Here is a 25,506-nt window from a genome sequence, read left to right on the forward strand (position 1 = left end):
GGCAGGCTGCACGAGCCTTCCCGTTACCTAGCAAAGGTTGCAGGCCGGTCCAAGCGCTTTTGCAACGCCCCGGCGCTTTCGCTTCACGCTGAATCGCACTAGACAGGTCCTATGAGCGACGCCCCCGCACAACAGGCCCCGTATCGCGTTCTGGCGCGCAAATACCGCCCGCGCGATTTCTCCGACCTGATCGGCCAGGAGCCGATGGTGCGCACGCTGAAGAACGCCTTTTCCGCCGGCCGCATCGCCCAGGCCTGGATGCTGACGGGCGTGCGCGGGGTCGGCAAGACGACCACGGCGCGCATTCTGGCCCGTGCCCTCAATTACAAGACCGACAGCGCCGACCGGCCACAGATCGAGCTTTCCGAACTTGGCGAGCATTGCGAAGCGATCATGGAAGGCCGCCATGTCGACGTGATCGAGATGGACGCTGCCTCCCATACCGGCATCGACGACATTCGCGAGATCATCGAGCAGGTGCGCTACCGCCCGGTCTCCGCGCGCTACAAAGTCTACATCATCGACGAAGTGCACATGCTCTCGACGCAGGCTTTCAACGGCCTGCTGAAGACGCTTGAGGAGCCGCCGGAGCATGTGAAATTCATCTTCGCGACGACCGAGATCCGCAAGGTGCCGATCACTGTCCTGTCGCGCTGTCAGCGCTTCGACCTGCGCCGCATCGACACCGCCGAACTGGCGGGCCATCTGCGCAAGATCGCCAATCTGGAGACGGTGGAGGCCGACGAGCAGGCGCTGGCCATGATCGCGCGCGCAGCGGAAGGCTCGGTGCGCGATTCGCTGTCGATCCTCGACCAGGCGATCGCACATGGCTCCGGCACGGTCACGGCCGAGCATGTGCGCGCCATGCTGGGCCTCGCCGACCGCGCTCGGGTGATCGACCTGTTCGAGCACCTGATGGCCGGCCGCATCGCCGAGGCGCTGGACGAGTTCCGCGCGCAATATGACGTCGGCGCCGATCCCGCGGTGGTTCTGACCGATCTCGCCGATTTCACCCATCTGGTCACCCGCCTGCGCTTCGTGCCGGAAGCAGCCGAGAACGACCCGTCGCTGACGCCCGACGAAAAGGAGCGCGGCCTCGCCTATTCCAGGCGTTTGCCCGTGAAGGTCCTGTCGCGCGCCTGGCAAATGCTGCTGAAAGGCATTCCGGAGGCCGAATTGTCGTCGCGCCCCGTCGCGGCCGCCGAGATGGTGCTGATCCGGCTCGCCCATGCCGCCACGCTGCCGACGCTCGACGAAGCCCTGAAGGCGCTGGACCAGGCGCCGCCCGACGATCAGCCGTCGCGGCCCGCGCTCACATCCGGCGGCGGTGCGTCGCCCTCCGGCAACGGCGCGCAGGCCGTCGCCCGTTCCGTCGCCGCCGATCCCTCGCCTGCGTCCGCGCCGACCGCGAGCGCACGCCAGGCCGTGCGCCTCGTCGCCTCGTCGGAACCGCAGCCGGCGAGCGCCGAGACCCGGCCGCAGGCCGAGCCCGAACCGGCGCAGCCCTTCGTGCCGATCTATTCCATGCAGGACCTCGCCGATCTCGCCGACCGGCAGCGCGACCCGCTGATGAAGGTCAACATCCGCAAATGCATGCGGCCGGTGACCATCGAGCCGGGCAAGCTCGTCGTCAGCCTCACCGATGACGCGCCGCGCACGCTTCTGGGCGACCTGTCGCGGCGGATGCTGGACTGGACGGGTGCGCGCTGGATGGTCACGCTGTCGCGCGAGCCGGGCGGCCCGACGCTGGACGAAATCGAGACCGAACGTCGCGAATCCGCCGTCGCCGACGCCAGCCGCGATCCGGAGGTCGCCGCCATCCTCGCCGCCTTCCCGGGCGCGAAAGTCATCGACGTGCGCCTTGCCGAGACGGCGGACGACGCCGATATACTCGAACAGGCGCCCGACGATCAGGATATCCCGCTGGATCCCGACGAGGCCGACGACCTTTAGGAACGGCGCGCGTTTGAGCCGAAACCGGTTCTCCGCGCCGAACGCCACGACCACGAAGAGACAAATGGAGTGACGCCATGCGCGACATCATGGGCCTGATGAGCAAGGCCAAGGAAATGCAGGAAAAGATGCAGGCCATGCAGGCCGAGATGGAGACGATGACGGCCGACGGCACCGCCGGCGGTGGCATGGTCACCGTCACGCTGACCGGCAAGGGCGTCATGCAGGGCGTCAAGATCGACCCGTCGATGTTCAAGGAGGACGACGTCGAGATCCTCGAAGACCTCATCCTCGCCGCCCACAACGACGCCAAGGCCAAGATCGAGGCGATCGTCGCCGAAAAGACCAAGGAAATGACCGCCGGCCTGCCCATCCCGCCGGGCATGAAGCTGCCGTTCTAGCTAGCGGCGCACGCGCCAGGCGCCTCCCGCGCAGCCCTGTCCGCCTGTCGTTCATGCCATCGTTCTCGTGACTGCGCGGGAACCGAATCGCAGGTTCCCGCGTTGCTTTGCCGTAACGGAACGGGAGACCTGTCATGAACGCCATCATCTATCTCGTCGGCCTTGTCGTCGTCGTCATGTTCATTCTGTCGCTGCTCGGTCTTCGGTGATCGGCATGGAATCGACCCCCGAAAACCAGGCGCCCTCCGCCGCTGACGTGCCGGCGGGCGTCGTCACCTCGCCGCCCGTCGCTCCGGCGGCCGGCTCCTATCTCGAATGGGGCCCGGTCTTCGGCGGCGCCGTCGTCGCGCTGGGCATTTCCATGTTGCTGACGCAGTTCGGCGCCGGCGTGGGCCTGTCGGCCGCCGCCGACGCGACGCTCGACGGTGGCGGCGTGTCCTGGAACGTGCTGATCGCCGGCCTTTGGGTCATCCTCGTCGCTCTGGCAAGCGCGTCCGCCGGCGGCTACATCGCCGGCCGCATGCGCACCCGCGCCTATGACGCGGACGCGAACGAAGTCGAGTTTCGCGACGGCGTGCAGGGTCTCGTCGTCTGGGGCATCTCCGGCGTCTTCGCCATGATGGCCGTCTCGGTCATGACCGCTCTGGCCGGACTGGGCGCCGCTCTCGACGCTGAGAACGCGTCTGCCGAAATGCTGGCCAATGCCGCGAGCGCCGGTATCGTCTTTAATTTCGCCTCTGCGGCCGGATCGGCCCTTGCCGCCGCCGGCGCATGGTTCGCCGCCACCACCGGCGGCTCGCACCGCGACGAGGCGATCGCGATCCACGGCGTCGTGCCCGCCTATCTTCGGCCCTATCTCAAGCGCGTCTGACCGCATCGCAGAGATGATCTTGAAAGGGCCCCGGTCATGCCAGCCGGGGCCCTCTTCGCATCTCAGACGGGCCGCGCCCGCCGCTTCATGAGCCGCCCGTCGACGAGTGCCAGCCCCAGCCCGATCAGCGCCAGGCCGGCGATGTGACGCGGCAGCAGGACCTCGCCCAGAAAGGCGATGCCGAGCAGGATCGCGCTCGGCGGGATCAGGAAGGTGACGAGCGAGATCGCCGTCGCGCCAGCGCCCGACAGGATGCGGAAGAACAAGAGATAGGCGAACGCGGTCGAGACGGTCGCAAGCCCGACCAGCGCGGCCAGCGTGTCGGCGCCGGGCAGCGGCAGCGTCCAGGGCCGGTCGGCGATCAGCATCATCGGCGCCAGGATCAGGGTCGACACCGTCAATTGCCCGGTCGCAACGCTCATCGGCTGGATGCCGAGCACCCGGAACCTTCGCCCGAACACGCTCGAAAGCGCATAGGAAAAGGCCGCGCCGAGGCAGGCCGCATAGGCCGCCACCGGCGCGTCCGCACCCGCCTGGCCCGCGCCGAGCATCACCGCCACTCCGGCGAACCCGGCCGCCACGCCCGCGACCCGCATCGGCGTCAGCTTTTCGTCGGCGGTGAAGCCATGCGCCACCAGCACGGTGAACAGCGGCGTGGTCGCGTTGATGATCGAGGCGACACCCGAGGCGATCTGCCCTTGTCCCCAGACGATCAGCGTGAAGGGGATGACATTGTTGAGAACGCCCATGCCGGCGAAGGCGAGCCAGGCCGCCCGCCCTCCGGGCAGCCGTCGGCCCGACACCGCCATCAACAGATGCAGAGTGGCCGCCGCCAGGCCTACCCGCGCGAAGACGATGGTCAGCGGCGGCAATTCCCTGACCGCCACGCCGTTGAAGAAGAACGATCCGCCCCACAGAAGCGACAGCGCAAACAGCATTGCCCATTCGGTCGGCGTCATGGATGTACGTTGCGGGGGCATCGAAAGCTCCTGTTGAGGTTGTCGCAAGATGCCGCCACCGGCGCCCACGCGCCACCCGATTCGTGTCACTCTCACGTTCCCCCTTTTCCGCCGCTCCCGAAACCCATACATCTCCCCCATGTCGACCAAGCGAATCGCCGGCCCGGAAATCGAGCGACTGATCCAGCTTCTGGCCAAGGTGCCCGGGCTCGGGCCGCGGTCGGCGCGCCGTGCCGCCTTGCACATGATCAAGAAGAAGGAGCAGCTGATGGGGCCGCTCGCCGTGGCGCTTGCCGAGGCCGTGGACAAGGTCCGTGTCTGCTCGGTCTGCGGCAATGTCGATACGGTCGATCCCTGCTCAATCTGCTCCGATCCGCGCCGCGACGGTGCCATCCTGATCGTGGTCGAGGACGTCTCCGACCTCTGGGCGCTGGAACGCGCCGGCGCCATGAACGCGAAATACCACGTCCTCGGCGGCACGCTGTCGCCGCTCGACGGCGTCGGCCCGGACGATCTCAACATCCGCTCGCTGGTCGACCGCGTCGCCGCCGGCGGCGTGAGCGAGCTGATCCTGGCCGTCAACGCCACGGTCGAGGGCCAGACCACGGCCCATTACATCACCGACCAGCTGGCCGACCTCGACGTCAAGGTCACCCGGCTGGCCCACGGCGTGCCGGTCGGCGGCGAACTCGACTACCTCGACGAAGGCACCCTGTCGGCGGCGCTGCGCTCCCGCACCAGCTTCTGAAGATTGTTTCGCGCCAGGTTCGGTCTTCCAGTCCGACCGGGTGCTGGCGGACGCCTGCTGCGCAGCTTAGTTTTCTGAGGGACGCGTCAGGAAATAGACCCGCTCGGCATGTGCCTCGCGCGCCTGCGGCAGCGTGCCTGTGCGAAGCGCCTCGATCAGCACATCGGTGTCGATGTCGCGCCAACCGCCCTTCAGTTCGGCGTTGTCATAGCCGAGGCTCGTCAGCCGGTCGGCCAGCGCCTTGTCGCGTGTGACGATCACCGGCGGCCGCTCTGCGTCGAGCGCGGCGAGGGTCTGTTCGTCTGCCGCCACGAGCTGGTAGGGCGCGGTGCGCTTTTCATAGACCTGCGCCTTGGCGGCCTCGCGCGGCGCGTCGAGGAAGACGATGCCGGCGTCGGACAGGTCGCGCGCCTGCAACTCGTCTGAAATGACGCGCGCCATGTCGGGCATGGCGAGCACCGTGATGCTGGGCGAGACGAACAGCAGCGCGCCGACCGGCAGCAGCGCATTGGCAAGCACCGGAAAGACGAGCGATTTCGACCGCGCGGCCAGCCACAGCACGACGATCGCGACGGCGAGCGCCGCAGCGAGCGCCGCGACCGTGAACGGATCCATCAGTGGCGCCGTGATCGCCAGAGCCGCCGCCAAGAGCGGTCCCGCCAGAACGATGCCGAGGATGAGCAGCCGCTGCAGGTGACGCCGCACGACGTCCCTGTCGAGCGAGGTGAGCGCCGCCGCGAGCAGCACCGCGAAGGCCGGCAGGGCGGGCAGGATGTAGCGCACATAGATCGGCTGGGCCGGCACGAAGACCAGCAGGTTGACGACGATCCACCCAGCCAGCAGCGCCGCCGCGGGACCGTGCGCCGTCAGCTTCGGCCGTCGGCCCGACGCCCACGACGCGGTCGCCAGAACGAGCAGCCATGCGGCCAGCGGCAGCACAAGGCTGGCACCGCTCACGGCCAGCGAGTTGAGCATCGAGCCGGCGCTGACGCCGACCTTCTCGGACACCTGGTCGCCGACGAATTGCTGGTAGAACGCCTCAGGCCTGCTGAGGATCTGGTAGACGAACCAGCTCGCCGCGACGGCGAGCGAGACGACGATCGCAGGTGGCGCGACCAACCGGCGCGCCTTGGCGCGCACGAACGGAAACAGCAGCGCTGCGGCGGCGAAATAGACCGCCATGACCAGCGGCAGGAGCCCCTTGGTCAGGATCGCGAGCGCGGTTCCGCCATAGGCCATCCAGGCGTCCGACCTGCGCGGTTCGGGCGCGGAGAGCAGCCCGACGAAGCCGTTCATGGCGAGGAGCATGAAGAAGATCAGCGGCGCGTCGGGAATGACGGTCAGCGTCAGGCGGATGAAGAGCAGGTTCGGCGCCAGCATCGCCGCCGCCAGAAGCGCGACGTCGCCGTTCGCCGTCAGGAGTCGGGCGAGCCTTGCCGTCAGGAGAAGGATGCCGGCGGCCATGACCAGCCAGAAGACCCGGATGCCGAGGACGGAGATGCCGAAGACCTCCATGCCGGCAACGTTCAGCCAGTAGGCGAGCGGCGGCTTGAGCAGGCGCAGGCTGTTGTCGCCGGTCCTCGGCGTCAGATAGTCGCCCGTATCCATCATGATCAGCGCGCCCTGGACGTAATGGTCCTCGTCGGGCTGGAAGATGATGAAGTCGCTGGCATAGGGCAGCAGGCAAATGACGAAGGCCGCGACCATCGCAAGGACGGCCCACCGGTTCGACGCGCCGCCGCCTCCGGCCGGGCCGTTTCGGCGATCCGTGGTGATGGCATCCGGCATGGAAGGGTCCCGCAACTGTCTCTCAAATCCCGGAGCGCAGTCCCGGCAGCCCTGCAAAGCCTCCGTCCCCGTCCGATCGGCGCGGACCTTAGTCGGCCACCCCGGCGAAAGGAAGGGGCGGCGGCCGGGATGGGGCGAGGATCAGGATGTCTTGCGGAATTCCTCGGGATGCTCGGCAACCCAGTCGATCATCCGTCTCTTCAACTGCCTGGACCATTGCTCGTCGTCCCAGACGGTTGTTCCGCTGCCTTCGTCCCACCGCATCGTGTAATTTCTGTCGATCAGCCCATCGTCAGTGTGCTCGCGCAGTTGCTCTTCCAACCGGTTGGTGTCGCGCAGGATCGACAAGAGCGACCCGCCTCCCGAAGGCCTGAAACCATCCACCGCGGCTTCCAGTCGATTGACGGTTTCGACATAGGCGTCGCGAAATGCCCCCAGTCCCAGCGCCTCCAGCGCCATCGGGATTTCACCGACCCAATCCGGCTTGTTGACGATGAACTGGGCCAGCCCGCCGTTTTCCATTTCGAAGTCGAACCCTTCCGCGAGAAGCAGCAACCACTGCCCGCGCGTGATCAGGTTCTTGCGAAGCAGCGTTTGCGGGGAGGCATCGCGCCGATTTTCGAATGCCATCTCCGTTCGTTCCTGCACCGGCGGCGCGAAGCACGCCTCCACCATGTCCGCGAAGGAGTTGTCGAGGTCGTCGGTCACGACCGCGCAGAGATCGCTTCCGGCAGGAAGGAGGACGGGCTTCTTTCGAAAAAGCATGAATGCATCTAGGCGCAGAAGATCGTCGACTGCAACCTGAAATTGCAGTGATCGCGGCGCCATGCAGCCGGACGATTCCGGGGCTGCCACCCGACCTCACCCTGCCTTTCGCGGAGTCACCGAATATGACCGGCCGTGCCGGATTCTCGTCAGGCTGTTGCGGTCTTGTCTCGGTCAGCACGGCCGGCCCTCCGCCCGCCGGAGCGCAATCAGAAAAAACGGGGTGTGAAGATGACGATGCCATGGGATGAACCGCCGCCCGAGACCATCTGGAAGAAGGCGAGCACGCAGATAGCGACACTGGCGCTTCTGGCGGTGATCGGCGGCGCGGGCGGGGCCGCGCTCGCGGCCTGGGCGTTGCATGAGCCTGCCGCGCCACCGGTCGTCTCGGACGTGGCGCAAACGGCTGAACCCGCGCCGGAGGACGTCCCGGCAGAAACCGCCAGCGCGGACGCGCCGCGCGTGATCGCGCCGCTGCCCGCCGCCGAGACCGAGCGCTTCGACGGTGGGCCGGTCGCGAATGACGCCAGCGAAGAGCAGGACGCCGTTCTCATGGCGGATGCGGGTGGCGACTCCCTGCCGGAGACGGCGCAGATCGGTCTCGATGCGGCGTCGACGGCGGCCATACCGGTCGCGGTCGCCGAGACGGAGGCGGAAGTCGCCGCGCTGGAGGAAGCGATGGCGGCCGAGGGCGCTCAGGGCTTCGCACTGCCCGGCGAGACGGCCGAACCGGCCGCGGCCGCCGCATCGATGGACGAGCCGGCGGCAACCGTCGCTGTGCTCCCCGACGCCCCCCAGAGCCCCGCCTGGACCAGCGAGCATGTCAACCTGCGGGCGACCCCGGACAATGAGGGTGAGATCGTCGCCGTCATTCCGGCCGATTCGGAGATCCTCGCGCAGGAAGACTGCACCCACTGGTGCGCGGTCACGCATGAGGGCCGCAGCGGCTTCGTCTACAAGAGTTTCATCCGCCGCTAGACGAGCCCGGTCGGACATGGGAGGCGAACCGGCCATACGCACAGGTATTTCCTGGGGTTTGTCTTCAGTTCGCCTTAACCGGGGTGCACTATACTTTCCGCTTCGGGGCGGTGCGTGGGGCTGGTCGTGAAGACGTCCGTCCGCGAACCGCCATGCGCATCGCGCCGGCTTCCGGGCCGGTGCTTCGGGGAGAAGACCAACGCACGTGCCCAGATCCAGCAAAAGATCCGACGCCGAACTGGCCTTGCTGGAAAAACTCGGCTCCGTCGCCGAGCACACGACGAACTACGTCTCGATTACCGACGCGGACAGGCGCATCGAATGGGTCAACGCCGCCTTTCGCAAGCGCACCGGCTACACGCTGGACGAGGTGCGCGGCAAGACGCCGGCCGAATTCATGCGCGCCGACGGCAACGAACCGGAGCTCCTGGCCAGGATCGACGCCGCCAACCGGGTCGGCGAAGGCTTCAAGGGCGAATTGCGCATCCGCACCAAGGCCGGCGAACCCTATTGGGTCGAACTCGACATCCGCCCTGTGCATGACGCGTCCGGAACGCTGACCGGCTTCATCACCATTTCCACCGAGATCACCGACCGCAAGGCCACCGAGCAGCGATTGCTCGAAGCGAGCATGTTCGGCGCGATGATCGAGGAATCGCTCAACGAGATCATCGTTCTCGACGCCGAGACACTGCGCTTCCTCGACGCCAATCGCGGCGCGCGCGACAATCTCGGCTACTCGATCGACGAACTGCGCCAGATGACGGTCTTCGACATCTTCCCCGGCATCGACGATCCGGTCCTGCTCGAGCGCAGGCGTGAATTCGTGCGCGGCGAGCGCAAGATGCTGCAGCTGGAGGGCCGTCACCGTCGCAAGGACGGCACGTTCTACGATGTCGAGGTGCACATTCAGCGCGTCGCGGACGATCCCTCCAAGATCGTCTCCTTCGTGCTCGACGTCAGCGCGCGCAAGCGCGCCGAGGCCGAGGCCAAGGCCGCCGAACAGCGCCTGTCCGTGGCGATCGAGACGCTGCCCGACGGCTTCGTCCTGTTCGACGCCGACGAACGGCTGGTCTTGTGCAACGAGCGCTATCGCGAGCTCTATTCGGCCAGCGCCCCGGTCCTCGTCGAGGGCGCGCGGTTCGAGGACATCCTGCGCTACGGCCTGGAACGCGGACAATATGCAGAGGCCGTCGGTCGCGAGGAGGCCTGGCTGGCCGAGCGCTTGGCGTCGCACAAGGCCCCGAGTTCGGCGATCGTCCAGCAACTGGATGACGGCCGCTGGGTGCGGATCGTCGAGCGACGCACGCCGGATGGCGGGCGTGTCGGCCTGCGCATCGACATCACCGAGCAGTTGGAGAGCCGCGAGCGCGCCGAACGGGCCGAACAGCGCCTGATCGACGCCATCGAGGCGCTTCCGGCCGCGTTCTGGCTCTACGACGCCGACGACCGCCTCGTGATGTACAATGACCGCTATCGCGATTTCTTCCCGCGCGACTCGTCCTTCCTCGGGCCGGGCCTCGCCTACGAGGATGTCATCCGCAACGCCGTCCGCCAGGGTCGCGAGGAATTGACCGCCGAGGAGCAGGACCTGAGGGTCGCCGCGGTCATGAAAGACAGCCACACCGCCAGTTACGAGCGCGAGTACCAGCTCGGCGACGGCCGCTGGGTCCGGTCCTTCAACAGCCGCATCAGCGACGGCGGCCGCGTCGGTTTCGGTATCGACATCACCGAGGCGCGGGTGCGCCAGGAAAAGCTGCAGCATGCCGCCGCGACCGATCCGCTCACCGGACTGGCCAACCGGCGCGGCCTTGCCGACCGTCTCGCCGAGATCGCCGCGAACGCGCGTGAGGACGAGCGGATCGCCTTCATGCATATCGACCTCGACAAGTTCAAGACGGTCAACGACGCGGTCGGCCACGACGCCGGCGACCATGTCCTGCAGCATTGCGCCCAGGTCTTGCGCAAGGCGACGCGCGGTGAGGATCTCGTCGCACGTGTCGGCGGCGACGAATTCGTGGTGGTCTGTTCGCGCGCCGAGGACGAGGCCGACGTGGCCGGCATGGCCGAACGGCTGGTCAGCCGCCTGTCGGCACCCGTTCCCTATGGCGACAAGCTTTGCCACATCGGCGCCAGCATCGGCGTCGCGTTCTGGACCCCGGCATGCGAGCCCGACGTGCAAAAGCGGCTCACCGACGCCGACATCGCCCTGCAGCGCTCCAAGGAGGAGGGCCGCGGCCGCTTCCGCATCTTCCAGGACGACATGCGCAATCGCGCGCTGATGAGCGCCAAGCTCGCCCAGGAGATCTTCGAGGGCCTGCGCCGCGACGAGTTCGAACCGTATCTGCAGGCGCAATTCGACATCGCGTCGGGCCTGATCGTCGGCTTCGAGTCGCTGATCCGCTGGAACCATCCGAAGCGCGGCCTGCTGACGCCCGGCGAGTTCCTGTTCGCCGCCGAGGAAGCCAATCTGATGGATGCGCTGGATCAGCGCATGCTGGAACGCAGTTGCGCCCTCGTGCCGGAATTGCGGGCGGCGGGCTTCACCGATCCCAAGATCAGCATCAACATGTCCGGCCTGCGGCTCGGCGACGCGCGCATCGTCGAGAGGATCATGGCGACGACCCGGTCCTTCGGCGTGGAGCCGGAACAGCTGGTGCTCGAAATCCTCGAATCCACGCTGCTCGACGACCGGGCGGCCAATGTCGACGACAACATCCGCCGGCTGGTGGCGTCGGGTTTCTCGCTGGAGCTCGACGATTTCGGCACCGGCCACGCCGCCATCGCCAATCTGCGCAAATACCCGCTCGGACGCATCAAGATCGACCGCAGCCTCGTCAACGGAATCGACACCGATTTCGAACTGATGATGATCACCGGGGCGATCGCCAATCTGGCGCGCAGCCTCGGTCTGAAAGTGCTGGCCGAAGGCGTCGAGACGGATGCCGAACTCGGTGTCCTGCGCCAGATCGGCTGCACCTGCGTCCAGGGCTACCTGTTCTCCCGTCCGATGTCGCCGGCCGACCTCTTCGCGTGGATCGGCGATCGCGGCCGCCGCGCCGGCGCGCGCATGTTCGCCGCCAATTCCTGACGGCCGCGCGGGTCACTCTTCCTTCACCATGATCGGGCTTTGCAGCCCTTAAAGCTTTGGCAACCCTGTTCCTTAAGCGGGTCGCAACGGCAGGCGTGTAGTTTTGCGCTTACCGATCGATGCCGCAGAGCATGGACGGGTGCTGTGAAAAACGAGTTGAAGGAGCTCAACGATGTTCGCACGTTTCATGAAAGACGAGTCCGGTGCAACCGCCATCGAATACGGCCTGATCGCTGCTCTGATCGCCGTCGCCATCATCACTGGCGCAACCACGCTCGGTTCGAACCTGAACGCCAAGTTCAACGCCATCGGCACCAAGGTCGGTTCGACCGCCTAAGGGCCGCGCCACAAAGAGTGGCACTTGACAAATTTCGCGGCCTGCCTCCTAACCGGGGCGGGCCGTTTTCTTTTGATCGCCATGCGCGGCGGGATGGGAACGGATCGTGACTTTTTATCCTGGTCTATCGATGAAACAGGAAACAGGCAGCAGCGGACTGGAAGCAGGAACGACTGCCGATGCGGTGACGGTCACGCCCGTCATCCTGTGCGGCGGCGCCGGCTCGCGCCTTTGGCCGATGTCGCGCGAGGACAAGCCGAAACAGTTCCACGCCCTCGTCAACGACCGCAGCCTGCTCGTCAACACCATCGAGCGCATGGTGCCGTCGGTGCCCGACATTGCCTTTCGCCCGGTCCATGTGATCGGTTCCGCGGCACTTGGCGCGGCGCTTGAAAAGGAAGTGGCGCGTGCGCCGGTCCTGCCCGAGGTACTGGTGCTGGAGCCCTGCATCCGCGACACCGCCGCTGCCATCGCCGCTGCCATCGCGCCGATCGCCGCGACCGACCCCGACGAACTGGTGATCGTCCTGCCGTCGGACGCGCGTATCGACGATGTCGCCGGCTTCCAGAAGACCGTCGCGGCCGCGGCGCGCCTGGCGCGCGAGACCGACGCCATCATGACCATCGGCATCGCGCCCACCCGCGCCGAAACGCAATACGGCTATATCGAGAAGGGCGAACCGATGGGCGACGGCCATCGCGTTCTCCGGTTCCGCGAGAAGCCGGACCACGCCACAGCCGAGCGCTATCTGGACAGCGGGAATTTCCTCTGGAATGCTGGCATCTTCGTCTTCAGGGCCGGGCGCCTTGCCGACGATTACCGCCGCATGCAGCCCGAGATCTGGCAATGCGCGCTCGACGCGGTCGGCAAGGCCCGGCGCGAGGGCGCGGGCCTCTATCTCGACAACGACGCCTTTTCGGCCTCGCCGAAACTGTCGATCGACTATGCGATCATCGAGAAGGCGGGCAATATCGGCGTCGTGCCGGCGCTGTTCGACTGGGACGATCTCGGCTCCTGGGCGCAGCTTTATGAAGGCGCGGCGAAGGACGACCGCGCCAACGCGGTCTCCGGCGACGTGATCCCGATCGAGGCGTCGGGCAATCTGGTGCGCGCGCGCGGGGCCACCGTCGCGATCGCCGGCGTCGACAATCTCGTCGTCGTCGCCGAGGACAACAAGGTGCTGGTCACGCGCCGCGACCGGACCCACCTCGTCAAGAACGTCACGCAGACCTTCAAGGCGCGCGGCGACGACACGCATCCCTCGACCGTCAAGTCGTGGCTGTTCGAGACGGCGCTGCCGTTCTGGGCCGAGAACGGGATCGACCGGGTTCACGGCGGCGTCCACGAGGCCCTGAATTACGACGGCACGCCGGCGCTGCTCCCGACCAAGCGGCTGCGCGTCCTGGCCCGCCAGATCTATTGCTTCTCGCATGCCAAGCTGATGGGCTGGCAGGGCGACGCCGACGACATTCTCGACCATTGTTTCGAGACGCTGACGACCACCGGCTGGCACGCCGACGGCGGCTGGATCCACCTGTTCAACGCGGATGGCAGCGTCTGCGACGAGACCCGCGACACCTACGACCACTGCTTCGTGCTGTTCGGCCTCGCCTGGCTCTACCGGGCGACCGGGCGGGGCGACGCCCGCGACTGGGCCGACCGGACGATCGATTACATGGATCGCCATCTCGCCGACCATGCCCATGGCGGCTATTACGAGACCGCCGACCGCACGCTGCCGCGTCGCGCCAATCCGCACATGCATTTCCTGGAGGCGATGCTCGCCTGGTACGAGGCGACCGGCGAGGAGATCTTCCTCGACCGCGCGCAGGCCATGGTCATGCTCTTCGACCGCCACTTCTTCGACGCCGCCACCGGCACCTTGTCGGAGTTTTTCGACGCCGACTGGAGCCGTCTCCAGTCAACCGCGGAGGAGCGCCGCATCGAACCCGGGCACCATTACGAGTGGGCCTGGCTCCTGACGCGCTATCTCGACTATCGCCAGACACCGCCGGTCGGCGCCAAGGCGCGGCAGCTGTTCGCCACCGCCGCGACGTTCGGCCATCACCCGGCAACGGGCGCGGCCGCCGACGGAATGCAGCCGGACGGCTCGAATGTCGAGCCGAATGCGCGTCTCTGGCCGCAGACCGAAGCCCTGAAAGTGTCGCTGGCGCTGGAGAAACACGGCATCGCCTCGGCCGCCGCCCTGCGCCGGCGCATGTTCGACGTCCTCTTCGCCCACTACCTCAACGGCCCCGTCCCCGGCGGCTGGTTCGACGCCATCGACGACGACGGCCACGTCAATTCCCCGAACATCCCGTCGTCGAGTTTCTACCACGTCTTTTGCGCGCTGGCCGAATATGCCGGCCGCTAAGGTGTCGTCAGCCTGAGCTTCTGAATTGATGACGGATTGCTTGGTCGGAATGATCGGGCGACCAGCCTGACCCTCCTCGGCTGCAGCATGTCGGCTTGACCTGCGGAACCGCCTGACGGGGCCGGACGAACGGCGCGTCCTACAGCGTGGTGCTGGCGGATGCCGCCTTACAGCGATCGTCCGTCGGCAAAATTCAAATTCATCATCTCTGATTTCGCCAATAGGCGACCGCTCGATTTCCATCTTAAAGTCGAAATCGCATTCCGCTAGGTCAGGCAAGGCCTTGCAATCGAACCAATCGTCCCGCCGGACAATTCGTCTTCATCGAAAGGCTCTTCACATGCCAGCCATCTCCAAGCTCTTCTTCAAGACGGCCATCCTCTTTCTCATTGCCGGTATCGGGATCGGCCTGCACATGTCGATTTCGGGCGTTCACAATGTGACCGGCGCGCATGCGCATGCGAATCTGCTGGGCTGGGTCACCATGGCGATCATGGGCACTTACTACGCCCTCGTCCCGGCAAAGGCCGGCGGGCGCCTGCCGATGATCCAATATGGCGTCTACCTGCTCGGCCTGCTGATCATGCTTCCGTCGCTCTACATGCTGCTGCTCGGCAATCCGCAAGTCGAGCCGCTCGTCGCTGCAGGCTCCCTGATCACCTTCGCCGGCGTCTTCCTTTTCGCCTTCGTCATCTTCAAGAGCGAGTCCTGAACAGGGAAGGCCGCGACGGGCTTCAGAGCCCGGGCAATCGGCCCTCCGGTGAACTTCGACCCCCTCGGTCCCTGGCCGAGGCTTCCTGAACCGGGCTGGGGCCGACGGAGCATTCCCTATGCGTGAAGACATGGCGCCCCCGTTCGCTGGAGACGCCAATCCGGCTGCGGACCGCGATGCACCGCCGGCCGGATGGCTGACGCGTTTTCAGCACGGTTTCGAACGCGTCGACAGGCGGTGGCGGCAACAGGTTGAGACGTCACCGGGCAAAGCGGCGGCATGGGTGTTCGTCATCGCCTATGCGATTTTCGTGGCGCGCCGGCCGGACATTCTCTTCGATGCGAAACTATGGGGTGAAGACGGGGCGCTCTGGTTCTCCCAAGCCTACAACGACGGTGTGCTGACCGCGCTTGTCCGGCCGCAGAACGGCTATCTGCAGACGTTTTCGCGGCTTGTGTTTTCGGCTTTGGTCCCGGTGCCGCTGGACTACGTGCCCGCAATCGCCAATGCCATCGGCCTAGCGGTGCGCGCCTGGTGCGTCGCCTTCCTGTTCACGGGCCGTCTGGACTCGCTCGGGTCTCGCGCCAGGCTGCTCATCGCCGCATTCATGGTGTTCCAGCCGGGCCTGCAGGAGGTCCACGCCAACATCACCAACACCCATTGGTATCTCCTATTCCTCGCCCTCGTCGTGGTGGTGGCCAATCGGCCGGCCAGCCGCGCGTGGACGCTCCATGATATCGTGATTCTGGTTCTCGCAGGGCTGAGCGGGCCGTTCTGCATCCTGCTCCTGCCGGCGCTTGCCGTTCAGTGGATCGGCCCATCCATCCGGGCGACCGTCGCCAGAGGATGGGCGTGGCTCTTCGACCCGCGTTCGATCACGCTGAGCGTCACGGCATTCATCCAGTTCTTGATCATGGTGAGCGAAGGGACGAGCACGCGGTCCACAGCGCCCTTGGGCGCAAGTTTCGAGCTGTTGGGCCAGGCGCTCGCGACCCGTGTCTTCGCGGGCTTCGTGACGTCAGGCAATTTCAAGACATTCCTCTGGAACCAGCCGGCGCTCTGCGCCGCGATCACCGTCATCGGGTTCGTTGTCTTGGCCTACGCGTTGTTACGCGGTCCGGGCCGGCTGAAGACCGTGATCGTCTTCTCGACATTGATGATGGTTCCGATCTTCCTGTCCCCGCAGATCGTCCTGCAGGGGGAGCAATGGCCGAAATTCGCCATTCCTGGGGCCGGTCAGCGCTATTTCGTGATCGCGCCGATTGCCTGTCTCGCGGTGCTCATCTGGCTTGCGTCGGTGCATGCGCGGCGTCATGTGGTGGCGCTTGCCACGCTGGGTATGGTGATGATCATCGCGTTCGGCATCGACAGGTTCCGCCTGTCGCCATTGCCGGACACCGGGTATCGGGAGGCGATCGCGCGGATCGACTACGAGACCGCCGAGACCGTCAGGATCCCGACAAACCCACCGGGCTGGATGATGGAACTCCATATTCGCCCGTGATGATCGGCCGAAACGCGCCGCCCGACGGCGGCGCACACGGAGAGGCCGCGGTCAGGCGCTTTGACGTTCGTCCTGGCTGAGCGCCGGATCGAGCGATTTCGGCCGAAAAACGATGTTTTCCGGTTTCTCGCGGGCGATTTGGCGGGCGAGGGCCGTTGCGGCGTCCTCGCCGAAGGACTGCTCCCATTCGCGCAATGCCGGCTGGTAGGTGCCGAGAGCGACCATCGCCGCGGTCTTCTGTTCGCGCGATGCATGCGCCTGCAGCTTCACGGCGAAACAGACCACCGCCTCGACCTCCGAATAGGCCGCATTGTTGACCGGGACGGCGATGATCGCCGCCTCGCCGAGATGGCCGGCGTGCAGGCCATGATCGTCCAGGGTGGACCCGAACACGCCGAGCGGTCGCGCCGGTCTCGCATAGGCGTCGAGCGCCGGCGACGGCGCGGGTCCGGCCAGTTGCAGGCGCGGACCGTCGCGCTCCTGCGTCACTTCCAGCAGCGCCGCCCATTCGATGGAATCGATCAGGCGCGACACGCTCGCCAGCACCTTGCGGTTGTCGAAGGTCAGGCGCGAATCGGCAATGGCAAGCGTGGCGAGCGCTTGGCGGATCGCCGGCGACAACGCGTCCTCCGGGCGGCTGGTGCCGACGGTAACGGTCTTGGCCTGATGGCGGATGGTGTCGATCGGCCGCGAGGTTTCCTCGAAAGTGTGGCGCACCGGGCCGAGTGCGGCTTCCGCGACCGCTCGCGCTTCCGTTTCGTCTGCGGCGCGGCCGAGATTGCGACCGAGCTTCGCCAGCATGGCGAGATCGCTCGCGCCCAGGCCTGAATTGAACGCGCCGGCCGCGCCTTCGTCGATGAAGGCGTCGAGCTTCTCGAGCAGCGCAGCCATGTCGGCCTGCGGATCGCCCATGGCGACATGGCCGAGATCGGCCAGAACGGGCTTCAGGAGTTGCGCGGCGCGGTCGATCGCGCGCGCGGCGTGGAAGCCGAACATGTGGCCGGCGACCGTCGCCAGCACGAAGGCGAGGTCGCCGCCGATCTTCGGCAGCGCGATCACCCGCTCGGCATAGTCGCCGAAGGCGTCGGCGTCGGCCCCTTCCGTCGCGAACACGATCGGCCGGCCATTATGCGCCTTGAAGATCGCCACTTCCTTGACCACGTCGCCGACGAGATCGCCCGGCAGGTCGTTGGCGATCACCAGCGTCAGCGGCTCGGTCGACAGATCGATATGCTTCTTGTCTTCCGTGTAATCGACGGGAATGGACTTGTAGCAGAGTTCCGACAATTTGATGCGGATCTCCAGCGCGGCGGTGTGGTTGACGCCGGATCCGGTGACCGCCCAGTAGCGCGCCTGCGGGGCGAAGGACCGGGCGCATTCGGCGATGTGGTCTTCCTTGGTCAAGACGTCGGCGATCAGGCCCGGCAGCCGCTCCAACTCGCCCATCTCGTAGGCGATCTCCACATCGGTCATCGTGTTGAGAGCGTCGGCCAGGAACAGGGCCGTCAGCTTGCCGGCGGTCAATTGCGAATAGAAGGCCTTGGTGGAGGCGACCGACATTTCCACGTCGCGCCCGTCCGAGGTGAACAACACCGAATCGGCCTTGCGCACTAGGTCGGAGTTGCGGCGGTTCACGATGGCGTGGATCGTCGCGCCGCGTTCGCGCGCCAGGTCGACGGCGCGGTTCGTGTCGGTCGTCGTGCCCGATTGCGACACGGCGATGACCAGCGCGCTGCGGAATTCGTATGTGTCGATCTCTGCCGACATTTCGGATGAGCGCAACGCGATGACGGGAATGTCGAGCTTGGCGTCGTGGCCCAGCGCGCGTTCGATCAGATGCGCGATGCCGACGGCGGCGACACCCGCCGTGCCCTGCCCGATCACATAGACCCGCGACACGCCGCGCGAGACCGCCTTGCGCATCGCCGCCCAGATGTCGGTCGGCAGCCGGTCGAAGGCGATCAGGCCGCCATCGCGGCGATAGCGCCCGCGCAGCGTCTTGGCGACGCTTTGCGGCCCGTCATGGATTTCCTTCTCCAGATAGAAGTCGAAATCGCCGCGATAGATGTCGCGTGCGAAGATCTGGATCGGCTCCGGCTTGATCGTTTCGGGCGTGCCGTCGGAGACGCCGCGCATCTCCGGCGCGTCGCGGTCGCCGGCCAGAAGGATCACCGAACCGCCGGCCACGGACCGGGCGAGATTGTAGGACCGGCGCGCGACATTGCAGAGGCCGTAGACCTCGGAGGCGAACATCCAGCCATCGGCGAGCCGGGCGGCGTGCAGGCCCTGGCCGGACCCTTTCTGCGCCAGGAAGGCTTCGCCCGGACGGCACGGATCGATACAGCCGACGGCGATCGAGCCGTCGAGGCGCCGGATCGCGTTGCGGAACCGGTCGAGCAAGTCGCCTGCTTCCGCGCCGGCGGTGCGGTGCGCGATCGGAATGATCTTCGCGTCCGTGGTGATCGACGGGTCGATCGTCGTCTGGCGGTTGGTGACCAGTTCCGAGATTAATTCGACATGATTGTCGACATCGCCATTCAGCGCATACATCGCCCCAAGCGATACGCCTGACATGCCGGTCTCGTCCTGCACGAGGGACGGGTTGTGCGGGTGGCAGTTGGCGACGGAAATGACGCCATGCGAGGCCCAGCGCGTATGCGACAATATACTCGCCCGGGTCGCGTCGGCGGCGAGCGTCCACAAGAGCCGGTCGGCCCGGATTGCCGCGCGCAGCGTCGCGCCATTGTCGCCCAGCCGGCCGACGAGGTTGGCGGTCTTGAAGACAAAGGTCAGCGCCTGTGCGCCTCCGCCATTCTGATGGGCGTAGATCGACAAGTGGCCTGCATGCAGCGCCGCGCGGCGCCCGGCCATCACATCCGCCAGATCCTCAGGCAGCGCCTCCACGGCGGCGTCCGGCACCTGGATCTGAACGGCGATACCGGCCGAATCGCGCCCGCGAACCTCAAGCCGGTCGATCGCGCGCAGCACATGCTCGACGGCCAGCGCGACCTTCGCGACATGGCCTTCGGGCGACATCAGGTCGGCCGGCACGAGCGCCACGGCCTCGCCGATCTGGGCGACCAACTCCTCGCGCAACTGCCATCCGTAGTCCCGCAAGCTCTCGATCAGCGGATCGAGATCGGTGCGGCCGGTCTTCGAGAGATCGGTCAGTGCCGAGGCCTGCAGATCCAGCGTGGTGGCGAAGGCGAACATTCGGTCGCGGAAGGGCGCGTCGAAGGCGATGACCTCGGCGGTGGCGAAGCTCATCAGGTCGGCGAACCGGTCCTGCAACGTGCGGATCGCGCGCTGAAGCGTGTCGACGGCGTCGAGGCCGACCGGCGCGGCGATCACCTCGTCGGCGAGCGCTTCCAGCCACTGCGCCCCGGCCGCCTCGTCGCTGAAGCTGCCCGTTACGAATCCCGCAATGCCGCACATGTCCGTGTCCCCGATTCGTCAGGAAATGGCGGTTGCACCGCCGCAAAACCCAATGGTTCTTGAAACGCCGGCCAAGCCGATTCCTCAAGCAAAAACCCGGCCGGCATGCTCACTTGTTCTTGCATGATGTAATGCCGCCAGCGCAATCCCACCGCCATTTCATACCGCAAAAGGGTTGCAGAAGCGGAAATTATTCCGCTGGCGGTTAATGCGTGCGGGCCCTTCAACTGCAATTTCTTGCGGTCCCAACTGCCGTTTTTGTGCCACACTCATATGGAAAGTTTTGTTCATCGGCACATTTCGTCGATGTCCGGCTAAGGCCCGTCCCCCGCCGATCCGGACAGTGGCAGCCTCATCCCCCTCTCCGGGCTGCCACCTTTGTTTCTTTTCGCGCGCCGCCGTGTGTGACCTCCACACGGCGGCGTACGTTTTTTCGACGACCCGCGCAGCGTTTCCCTTTACATCGCAGCACCCTGCGCGCAGGAATCGCGGCCGAATCCCGATGGAGGCTAACATGCACAGCGCACACGCGGTCCGCGATCTCGACCCCGTTCTTCGACGTATCGACGAAAACCTCGCCGACAGCCTGATGCGGGTGTTCGAACTGGTGCGCATTCCGTCGATCTCCACCGATCCGGCCTATGCCGGCTCCTGCCGCAAGGCCGCCGACTGGCTTTCGGCGGAACTGACGGAACTCGGCTTCGACGCCTCGGTCCGCGACACGCCCGGCCATCCCATGGTCGTCGCCCATCACGACGGCGCGACGCCGGACGCGCCTCATGTGCTGTTTTACGGTCATTACGACGTCCAGCCGGTCGATCCGCTGGACCTGTGGGACAACGACCCGTTCCAGCCTGCCGTGCGCGATGCGCCGAACGGCGCGAAGATCATCACAGGCCGCGGCACCGCCGACGACAAGGGCCAGTTGATGACCTTCGTCGAGGCCTGCCGCGCCTACAAGGAAATCCACGGCTCGCTGCCCTGCCGGGTGACCATCCTGTTCGAGGGCGAGGAGGAATCCGGCTCCGCATCGCTGAAACCCTTTCTGGAGGCGCATGCCCAGGAACTGAAGGCGGACTATGCGCTGGTCTGCGACACGTCCATGTGGGACGCCGAGACACCGGCGATTTCCACCGGCCTGCGCGGCCTAGTCGGCGAGGAGATCACCGTCCAGGCGGCCGACCGGGACCTGCATTCGGGTTATTTCGGCGGCGCGGCGGCCAATCCGATCCACATCCTGTCGCAGGTCCTGGCCGATCTGCACGACGAAACCGGCGCGGTGACGATCCCGCATTTCTATGATGGCGTCGATGAAACGCCACAGGATGTCCTCGCTCAATGGGAGAGCCTCGGCCAGACGGCTGACGAATTCCTTGGCGAGGTCGGCCTGAAACTCCCCTCCGGCGAAAAGGGACGCTCGATACTCGAACTGACCTGGGCGCGACCGACGGCCGAGGTCAACGGCATCATCGGCGGCTACACGGGCGAGGGTTTCAAGACGGTCATTCCCGCCAAGGCCTCGGCGAAAGTCTCCTTCCGCCTCGTCGGCAAGCAGGATCCGGAGGCGATCCGTGCCCATTTCCGCGATTTCGTCCGCGCGCGCATCCCGGCGGATTGTTCCGTGTCGTTTCACGAGCATGGCGGCTCGCCGGGCATCCAGCTGCCCTATGATTCGCCGGTTCTGCAGAAGGCCAAGCAGGCCCTGTCGGACGAGTGGCCGAACCCGGCTGTGATGATCGGCATGGGCGGATCGATCCCCGTCGTCGGCGATTTCCAGGCGCTGCTCGGCATGGAATCCGTGCTTGTCGGCTTCGGCCTGTCCGACGACCGCATCCATTCGCCGAACGAGAAATATGCGCTCAAGAGTTTCCACAAGGGACAGCGCTCCTGGGCGCGCATCCTGCACGCCCTGGCGGAGCGCTGAAGTCCGGTCAGGTCAACGCCTTCCGGAAGGCAAGCAGTGTTGCGTCGTCGCTCGCTGACGCAGGGACGGCGAAGTGGATCCGGTCAAAGAGGCTTCGGCAATCCCTGTCGATCAGCATCGTCGCGAAAGCGCGTGCCACTTGCTCGGCAGACTGGCCGAACACGCCGGTGCCCCAGGCGCCCAGTATCAGGTTGCTTTCGCCTTTCTCGGCGGCCAAGTGCAGCACGTTTCCGACATAGCCGGTCATGATGCCGGCAATGTCCTTCGGCGAGATCGTGCGCCTGAGGCTGTCGTTTTGCGTGATCGCCGACTGGTTCACGGCGACTCCGGTGATCACGGACGCAGCGATCGGCGCCTCGAGCAGGTTGCCGTAGGCGTCTCGGAAAAAAGGCACGTTCCCGCAGTGGACGAGGTTGCCCGTGCCGACGGGTCTGGCGGGGTATTCGCGCGCGTAGAAATCGGGAACCGAGCGGAGGCATTCAGCAAGCGCGCTGGACCGCGCCAGGCTTTCTTCCTGGGCGTCGCTCCCTCGCTGATAACCGCCGCCCGGATTGCGCGGTGAGGCAAAATTCAGCAGACACCATGTGCCGTCATGCGGGAGGCCTGCCAGCCGCAAGAGGGCCGCGACAGTCGTTTCATTGTCCACGCTGATCGTGCCGGACCGGTCGCCGTCGGTGGTGGCGTTCGCCGGCTTCTCGACCGGAGCGTCGTGGACGGCGGTGCTGCGGATGGCATCTTGAATGCTCTCGCCGAGATCGACGAACACCCCGCTGCGCGGATCGACATATCCGCCAATCTCGACGATCCTGTCGGTCTCCGTGGCCAACTGCGCGAGCTGGTCTCTCTTTCCCACGACAACGATCTCCGTTTCGGCTCAGGGACAAGTCTTTACCCGCGAGCCAGCCATATTTCGACCGTCGGTGCGACCTTCGTCCGCTTCGGTGCGCATGGGCGCACGGCTGAGATCGTTGACGGCCGTGACGGCCTTGAGCAGCAGCCGCATGAGTTCTTCCGATTCGTTGGCATCAAGGCCGCGCAGCATGATGTCCTGCGCCGCGTCCACGGCAGGCCGGATCTGCGCCAGCGCCGCTTGGCCGTCTTCGGTCAGGTGCAATTCGCGGGCGCGGCGGTCGCGTCGGCTCGGCTGGCGGACCAGGAGAGCCTTCTGCGCCAGCCGGTCGACAACGCCGGTGATGGTCGCCCGGTCATGGGCGATCAAGCCGGCAAGGGTCGCCTGGTCGATGCCGGGATTGGCCCGGATTGCCTCGAGAGCCGCATATTGGACGGGGGTGACGTCGGATCCGGCCTTCGCGACCTCGGCATGGAAGATCGCCACGGCGATCTGTTGGAACCGGCGCGCCAGGTGGCCCGGCATCTCGTTGTTGCTTCGCACGACCTCTCCCTCGATGCGGCTGCTAATTGACAAGTATACATATCATTAGTATGCTGAGCAAATTCAATCGACGCCGGATCGAGTCCGGCGGCAATGCGACACGCGCAGGCCCGGAGCGTCTCCCGGCGCTGCGGACAGCAAGCGGAGGAAAGACGCCATGCAGTTCCATCTCAACGGATTCACGGTCGGTGACCCGGAGATCGCGCCGGAGACTGAAGACAAGTCGATGCTCGCCAGCACCGACACGTTGCCCGAAGAGGTGGATGTCCTCATCGCCGGCTGCGGCCCGGCCGGGCTGGCACTTGCCGCGCAATTGTCGAAATTCCCCGAGATCAAGACCCGCATCGTCGAACAGAAGCCGGCTGCTCTCACCCACGGCCAGGCGGACGGCATCGCCTGCCGGACCATGGAAATGTTCAACGCCTTCGGTTTCGCGGGCAAGATCGCCAAGGAAGCCTGCTGGATTTCCGAGGTCACCTTCTGGACCCCGGACAGCGCCGATCCCTCGACCATCAAGCGCAGTGACCGCGTCCAGGACGTCGAGGACGACCTTTCGGAATTTCCCCATGTGGTGCTGAACCAGGCGCGCGTGCATGACGCCTGGCTTGAGGTCATGGCCAACTCGCCGAACCGGCTTGTGCCGAACTATTCACGCCGCCTGGCGGACGTCAAAGTCGATACCGGGCCTTCGGCCGGCGACCATCCGGTCACGGTGACCGTCGAGCGCATCGACGACGAGCACAAGGGCCAGATCGAGACCGTGAAGGCCAAATATGTCGTCGGCTGCGACGGTGCCCGCTCGGCGGTCCGCGCCGCCATGGGCCGCACGCTCGAAGGTGACGCGGCACACCAAGCCTGGGGCGTGATGGACATTCTGGCGTCCACCGACTTTCCGGACGTGCGGATGAAATCCGTCATCCAGTCGGCCGACGAGGGCACCATCCTCCTCATCCCGCGCGAGGGCGGCCACCTCTTCCGCGTCTATGTTGAACTCGACAAGCTGGCCGCAGACGAGCGCGTCGCCTCCAAGAACATAACGGTCGATTACCTGATCAACGCTTCCAATCGCATCCTCAGCCCCTACAGCTTCGACGTCAAAGAGGTCGCGTGGTGGTCGGTCTACGAGATCGGGCACCGGATCACCGACAAGTTCGACGACGTGCCCGAGGCCGAGATGGACAGCCGTCTGCCGCATGTGTTCATCGCCGGCGACGCCTGCCACACCCACAGCCCGAAGATGGGCCAGGGCATGAATGTCTCCATGCAGGACGCGTTCAATCTCGGCTGGAAACTGGCTTACGTGCTGCAGGGCAAGAGCGGGCCGGAGCTGCTGCACAGCTATTCCGCCGAACGCAAGGCGATCGCCCAGGACCTGATCGATTTCGACAGCCGATGGGCGCGGATGCTGAGCGCGCCGCGTAAGTCGGCGGACAACCCCGACGGTGTCGAGGCGGCCGATATCAGCAAGCATTTCGTGCAGCTCGGCCGCTACACGGCCGGCGTCGCGACCGTCTACCAGCCCTCGGTCCTGACCGGCAATTCCGATCACCAGACACTGGCGCAAGGCCTTCGGATCGGGTCGCGCTTCCACTCCGCCCCGGTCATCCGGCTCGGCGACGCCAAGCCCGTGCAACTCGCCCACGCGGTGGAGGCCGACGGGCGTTGGCGCATCTTCGCCTTCTCCGGCGCTGAAGATCCGGCCGCCGAAACCTCCGGCATCCGGGCGTTGTGCGATTTCCTCAGCCGTTCGCCGGATTCGCCGGTTCTGAAATACACGCCCGCAGACGCCGACCTTGATGCCGTCATCGACGTCCGCGCCGTGTTCCAGCAGAACTTCCGTGACGTCGAACTCGGCGAGATGCCGTCTCTCCTCCTGCCGAAGAAGGGCCGCTACGGCCTGACGGACTACGAGAAGATGTTCTGCGCCGACACGAAGAGCGGTGACGACGTCTACGACATGCGCGGCATCGACCGGGCCAAGGGCTGCATCGTCATCGTGCGCCCCGACCAGTATATCGCCCATGTCCTGCCGCTCGACGCGCATATGGAACTTGCCGCGTTTTTCGACGGGTTCCTGCTGCCGGCAGCCGGCGAGGCGGAGCAACGCCTCGCCGTGTGAAGGCAGGTCCCGCTGGGTCTTTCCTCCTGAAGACGTCAGGACCGTTCGCCATTGGCGAGCGGTCCTTTTCGTTCGTTGCGAGCGCACGTTCGGGTTCGGACAATTCGACCGGTTCCATTCACCATCCCTTAACGCCGCCTTAAATCGCCGCATT

Annotated in this window: 18 protein-coding genes; 12 read left to right on the forward strand and 6 right to left on the reverse strand. The window is 66.0% G+C overall.

Annotated features, from left to right (window positions below; genetic code table 11):
* Window positions 1-111: 111 nt before the first annotated feature.
* From MRY80_RS22250 to MRY80_RS22260, 3 genes are all read left to right on the forward strand, one after another.
* Window positions 112-1,953 (forward strand): DNA polymerase III subunit gamma/tau, encoded by a 1,842-nt coding sequence (locus MRY80_RS22250; protein WP_293293440.1) that lies wholly within the window; start codon window positions 112-114, stop codon window positions 1,951-1,953.
* A gap of 77 nt (window positions 1,954-2,030) precedes the next feature.
* On the forward strand, window positions 2,031-2,354 hold the full coding sequence (locus MRY80_RS22255; RefSeq protein ID WP_293293441.1) for a YbaB/EbfC family nucleoid-associated protein: 324 nt from the start codon (window positions 2,031-2,033) through the stop codon (window positions 2,352-2,354).
* 214 nt (window positions 2,355-2,568) lie between these two features.
* Complete coding sequence (locus MRY80_RS22260) at window positions 2,569-3,225, forward strand: hypothetical protein (protein ID WP_293293442.1); 657 nt, start codon at window positions 2,569-2,571, stop codon at window positions 3,223-3,225.
* A gap of 62 nt (window positions 3,226-3,287) precedes the next feature.
* Here MRY80_RS22260 and MRY80_RS22265 read toward each other — a convergent pair whose 3' ends face one another.
* On the reverse strand, window positions 3,288-4,205 hold the full coding sequence (locus MRY80_RS22265; RefSeq protein WP_293293443.1) for a DMT family transporter: 918 nt from the start codon (window positions 4,203-4,205) through the stop codon (window positions 3,288-3,290).
* Window positions 4,206-4,323: 118 nt separating this feature from the next.
* Between MRY80_RS22265 and recR the strand changes: the two genes are divergently transcribed.
* Window positions 4,324-4,932 carry a recombination mediator RecR gene (gene recR, locus MRY80_RS22270; RefSeq protein ID WP_293293444.1) on the forward strand — a complete coding sequence of 203 codons (609 nt, stop codon included), beginning with the start codon at window positions 4,324-4,326 and terminating at the stop codon, window positions 4,930-4,932.
* Between the two features lie 66 nt (window positions 4,933-4,998).
* Here the strand turns inward: recR and MRY80_RS22275 are convergent, their stop codons facing one another.
* Entirely contained in the window at window positions 4,999-6,720 is a 1,722-nt protein-coding gene (locus MRY80_RS22275; protein ID WP_293293445.1) for a phospholipid carrier-dependent glycosyltransferase, read from the reverse strand.
* A 141-nt stretch (window positions 6,721-6,861) separates the two neighbouring features.
* Window positions 6,862-7,485, reverse strand: a complete 624-nt coding sequence (locus MRY80_RS22280) for a hypothetical protein (protein WP_293293446.1) — start codon at window positions 7,483-7,485, stop codon at window positions 6,862-6,864.
* Window positions 7,486-7,722: 237 nt separating this feature from the next.
* Between MRY80_RS22280 and MRY80_RS22285 the strand changes: the two genes are divergently transcribed.
* From MRY80_RS22285 to MRY80_RS22310, 6 genes are all read left to right on the forward strand, one after another.
* A complete protein-coding gene (locus MRY80_RS22285; protein ID WP_293293447.1) occupies window positions 7,723-8,463 on the forward strand; it encodes an SH3 domain-containing protein in 741 nt (246 codons plus the stop codon).
* A gap of 205 nt (window positions 8,464-8,668) precedes the next feature.
* Window positions 8,669-11,554: an EAL domain-containing protein gene (locus MRY80_RS22290; RefSeq protein WP_293293448.1), complete on the forward strand. Its 2,886-nt coding sequence runs from the start codon at window positions 8,669-8,671 to the stop codon at window positions 11,552-11,554.
* Window positions 11,555-11,726: 172 nt separating this feature from the next.
* Complete coding sequence (locus tag MRY80_RS22295) at window positions 11,727-11,891, forward strand: Flp family type IVb pilin (protein WP_223476710.1); 165 nt, start codon at window positions 11,727-11,729, stop codon at window positions 11,889-11,891.
* A gap of 130 nt (window positions 11,892-12,021) precedes the next feature.
* Entirely contained in the window at window positions 12,022-14,265 is a 2,244-nt protein-coding gene (locus MRY80_RS22300) for an AGE family epimerase/isomerase (RefSeq protein ID WP_293293449.1), read from the forward strand.
* Between the two features lie 340 nt (window positions 14,266-14,605).
* Window positions 14,606-14,977 carry a hypothetical protein gene (locus MRY80_RS22305; RefSeq protein ID WP_293293450.1) on the forward strand — a complete coding sequence of 124 codons (372 nt, stop codon included), beginning with the start codon at window positions 14,606-14,608 and terminating at the stop codon, window positions 14,975-14,977.
* A gap of 118 nt (window positions 14,978-15,095) precedes the next feature.
* Complete coding sequence (locus MRY80_RS22310; protein ID WP_293293451.1) at window positions 15,096-16,481, forward strand: hypothetical protein; 1,386 nt, start codon at window positions 15,096-15,098, stop codon at window positions 16,479-16,481.
* 51 nt (window positions 16,482-16,532) lie between these two features.
* Here the strand turns inward: MRY80_RS22310 and MRY80_RS22315 are convergent, their stop codons facing one another.
* Window positions 16,533-19,916 carry an SIS domain-containing protein gene (locus tag MRY80_RS22315; RefSeq protein WP_293293452.1) on the reverse strand — a complete coding sequence of 1,128 codons (3,384 nt, stop codon included), beginning with the start codon at window positions 19,914-19,916 and terminating at the stop codon, window positions 16,533-16,535.
* A gap of 514 nt (window positions 19,917-20,430) precedes the next feature.
* Here MRY80_RS22315 and MRY80_RS22320 point away from each other — a divergent pair.
* A complete protein-coding gene (locus tag MRY80_RS22320; protein WP_293293453.1) occupies window positions 20,431-21,840 on the forward strand; it encodes a M20/M25/M40 family metallo-hydrolase in 1,410 nt (469 codons plus the stop codon).
* 7 nt (window positions 21,841-21,847) lie between these two features.
* On the opposite strand, the gene MRY80_RS22325 is transcribed toward MRY80_RS22320, so the two are convergent.
* Window positions 21,848-22,693: a TIGR02452 family protein gene (locus MRY80_RS22325; protein WP_293293454.1), complete on the reverse strand. Its 846-nt coding sequence runs from the start codon at window positions 22,691-22,693 to the stop codon at window positions 21,848-21,850.
* Window positions 22,694-22,714: 21 nt separating this feature from the next.
* The gene (locus MRY80_RS22330; RefSeq protein ID WP_293293455.1) at window positions 22,715-23,233 is read right to left on the reverse strand and encodes a MarR family transcriptional regulator; all 519 of its coding nucleotides are present in this window, start codon (window positions 23,231-23,233) and stop codon (window positions 22,715-22,717) included.
* A 157-nt stretch (window positions 23,234-23,390) separates the two neighbouring features.
* On the opposite strand from MRY80_RS22330, the gene MRY80_RS22335 reads away from it, so the two are divergent.
* Complete coding sequence (locus MRY80_RS22335) at window positions 23,391-25,352, forward strand: FAD-binding monooxygenase (protein ID WP_293293456.1); 1,962 nt, start codon at window positions 23,391-23,393, stop codon at window positions 25,350-25,352.
* Window positions 25,353-25,506: the final 154 nt, after the last annotated feature.

The sequence above is a fragment of the Oricola sp. genome (assembly GCF_022763245.1).
In the GTDB taxonomy this organism is placed as follows: domain Bacteria; phylum Pseudomonadota; class Alphaproteobacteria; order Rhizobiales; family Rhizobiaceae; genus Oricola.

Coding starts and splice junctions, on each gene's coding strand:
- MRY80_RS22265 (WP_293293443.1), bottom strand. CDS start 4,205: ATGCCCCCGCAACGTACATCCATGACGCCGACCGAATGGGCAATGCTG.
- MRY80_RS22250 (WP_293293440.1), top strand. CDS start 112: ATGAGCGACGCCCCCGCACAACAGGCCCCGTATCGCGTTCTGGCGCGC.
- MRY80_RS22295 (WP_223476710.1), top strand. CDS start 11,727: ATGTTCGCACGTTTCATGAAAGACGAGTCCGGTGCAACCGCCATCGAA.
- MRY80_RS22255 (WP_293293441.1), top strand. CDS start 2,031: ATGCGCGACATCATGGGCCTGATGAGCAAGGCCAAGGAAATGCAGGAA.
- MRY80_RS22335 (WP_293293456.1), top strand. CDS start 23,391: ATGCAGTTCCATCTCAACGGATTCACGGTCGGTGACCCGGAGATCGCG.
- MRY80_RS22260 (WP_293293442.1), top strand. CDS start 2,569: ATGGAATCGACCCCCGAAAACCAGGCGCCCTCCGCCGCTGACGTGCCG.
- MRY80_RS22275 (WP_293293445.1), bottom strand. CDS start 6,720: ATGCCGGATGCCATCACCACGGATCGCCGAAACGGCCCGGCCGGAGGC.
- MRY80_RS22320 (WP_293293453.1), top strand. CDS start 20,431: ATGCACAGCGCACACGCGGTCCGCGATCTCGACCCCGTTCTTCGACGT.
- MRY80_RS22280 (WP_293293446.1), bottom strand. CDS start 7,485: ATGCTTTTTCGAAAGAAGCCCGTCCTCCTTCCTGCCGGAAGCGATCTC.
- MRY80_RS22310 (WP_293293451.1), top strand. CDS start 15,096: ATGCGTGAAGACATGGCGCCCCCGTTCGCTGGAGACGCCAATCCGGCT.
- recR (WP_293293444.1), top strand. CDS start 4,324: ATGTCGACCAAGCGAATCGCCGGCCCGGAAATCGAGCGACTGATCCAG.
- MRY80_RS22285 (WP_293293447.1), top strand. CDS start 7,723: ATGCCATGGGATGAACCGCCGCCCGAGACCATCTGGAAGAAGGCGAGC.
- MRY80_RS22300 (WP_293293449.1), top strand. CDS start 12,022: ATGAAACAGGAAACAGGCAGCAGCGGACTGGAAGCAGGAACGACTGCC.
- MRY80_RS22305 (WP_293293450.1), top strand. CDS start 14,606: ATGCCAGCCATCTCCAAGCTCTTCTTCAAGACGGCCATCCTCTTTCTC.
- MRY80_RS22315 (WP_293293452.1), bottom strand. CDS start 19,916: ATGTGCGGCATTGCGGGATTCGTAACGGGCAGCTTCAGCGACGAGGCG.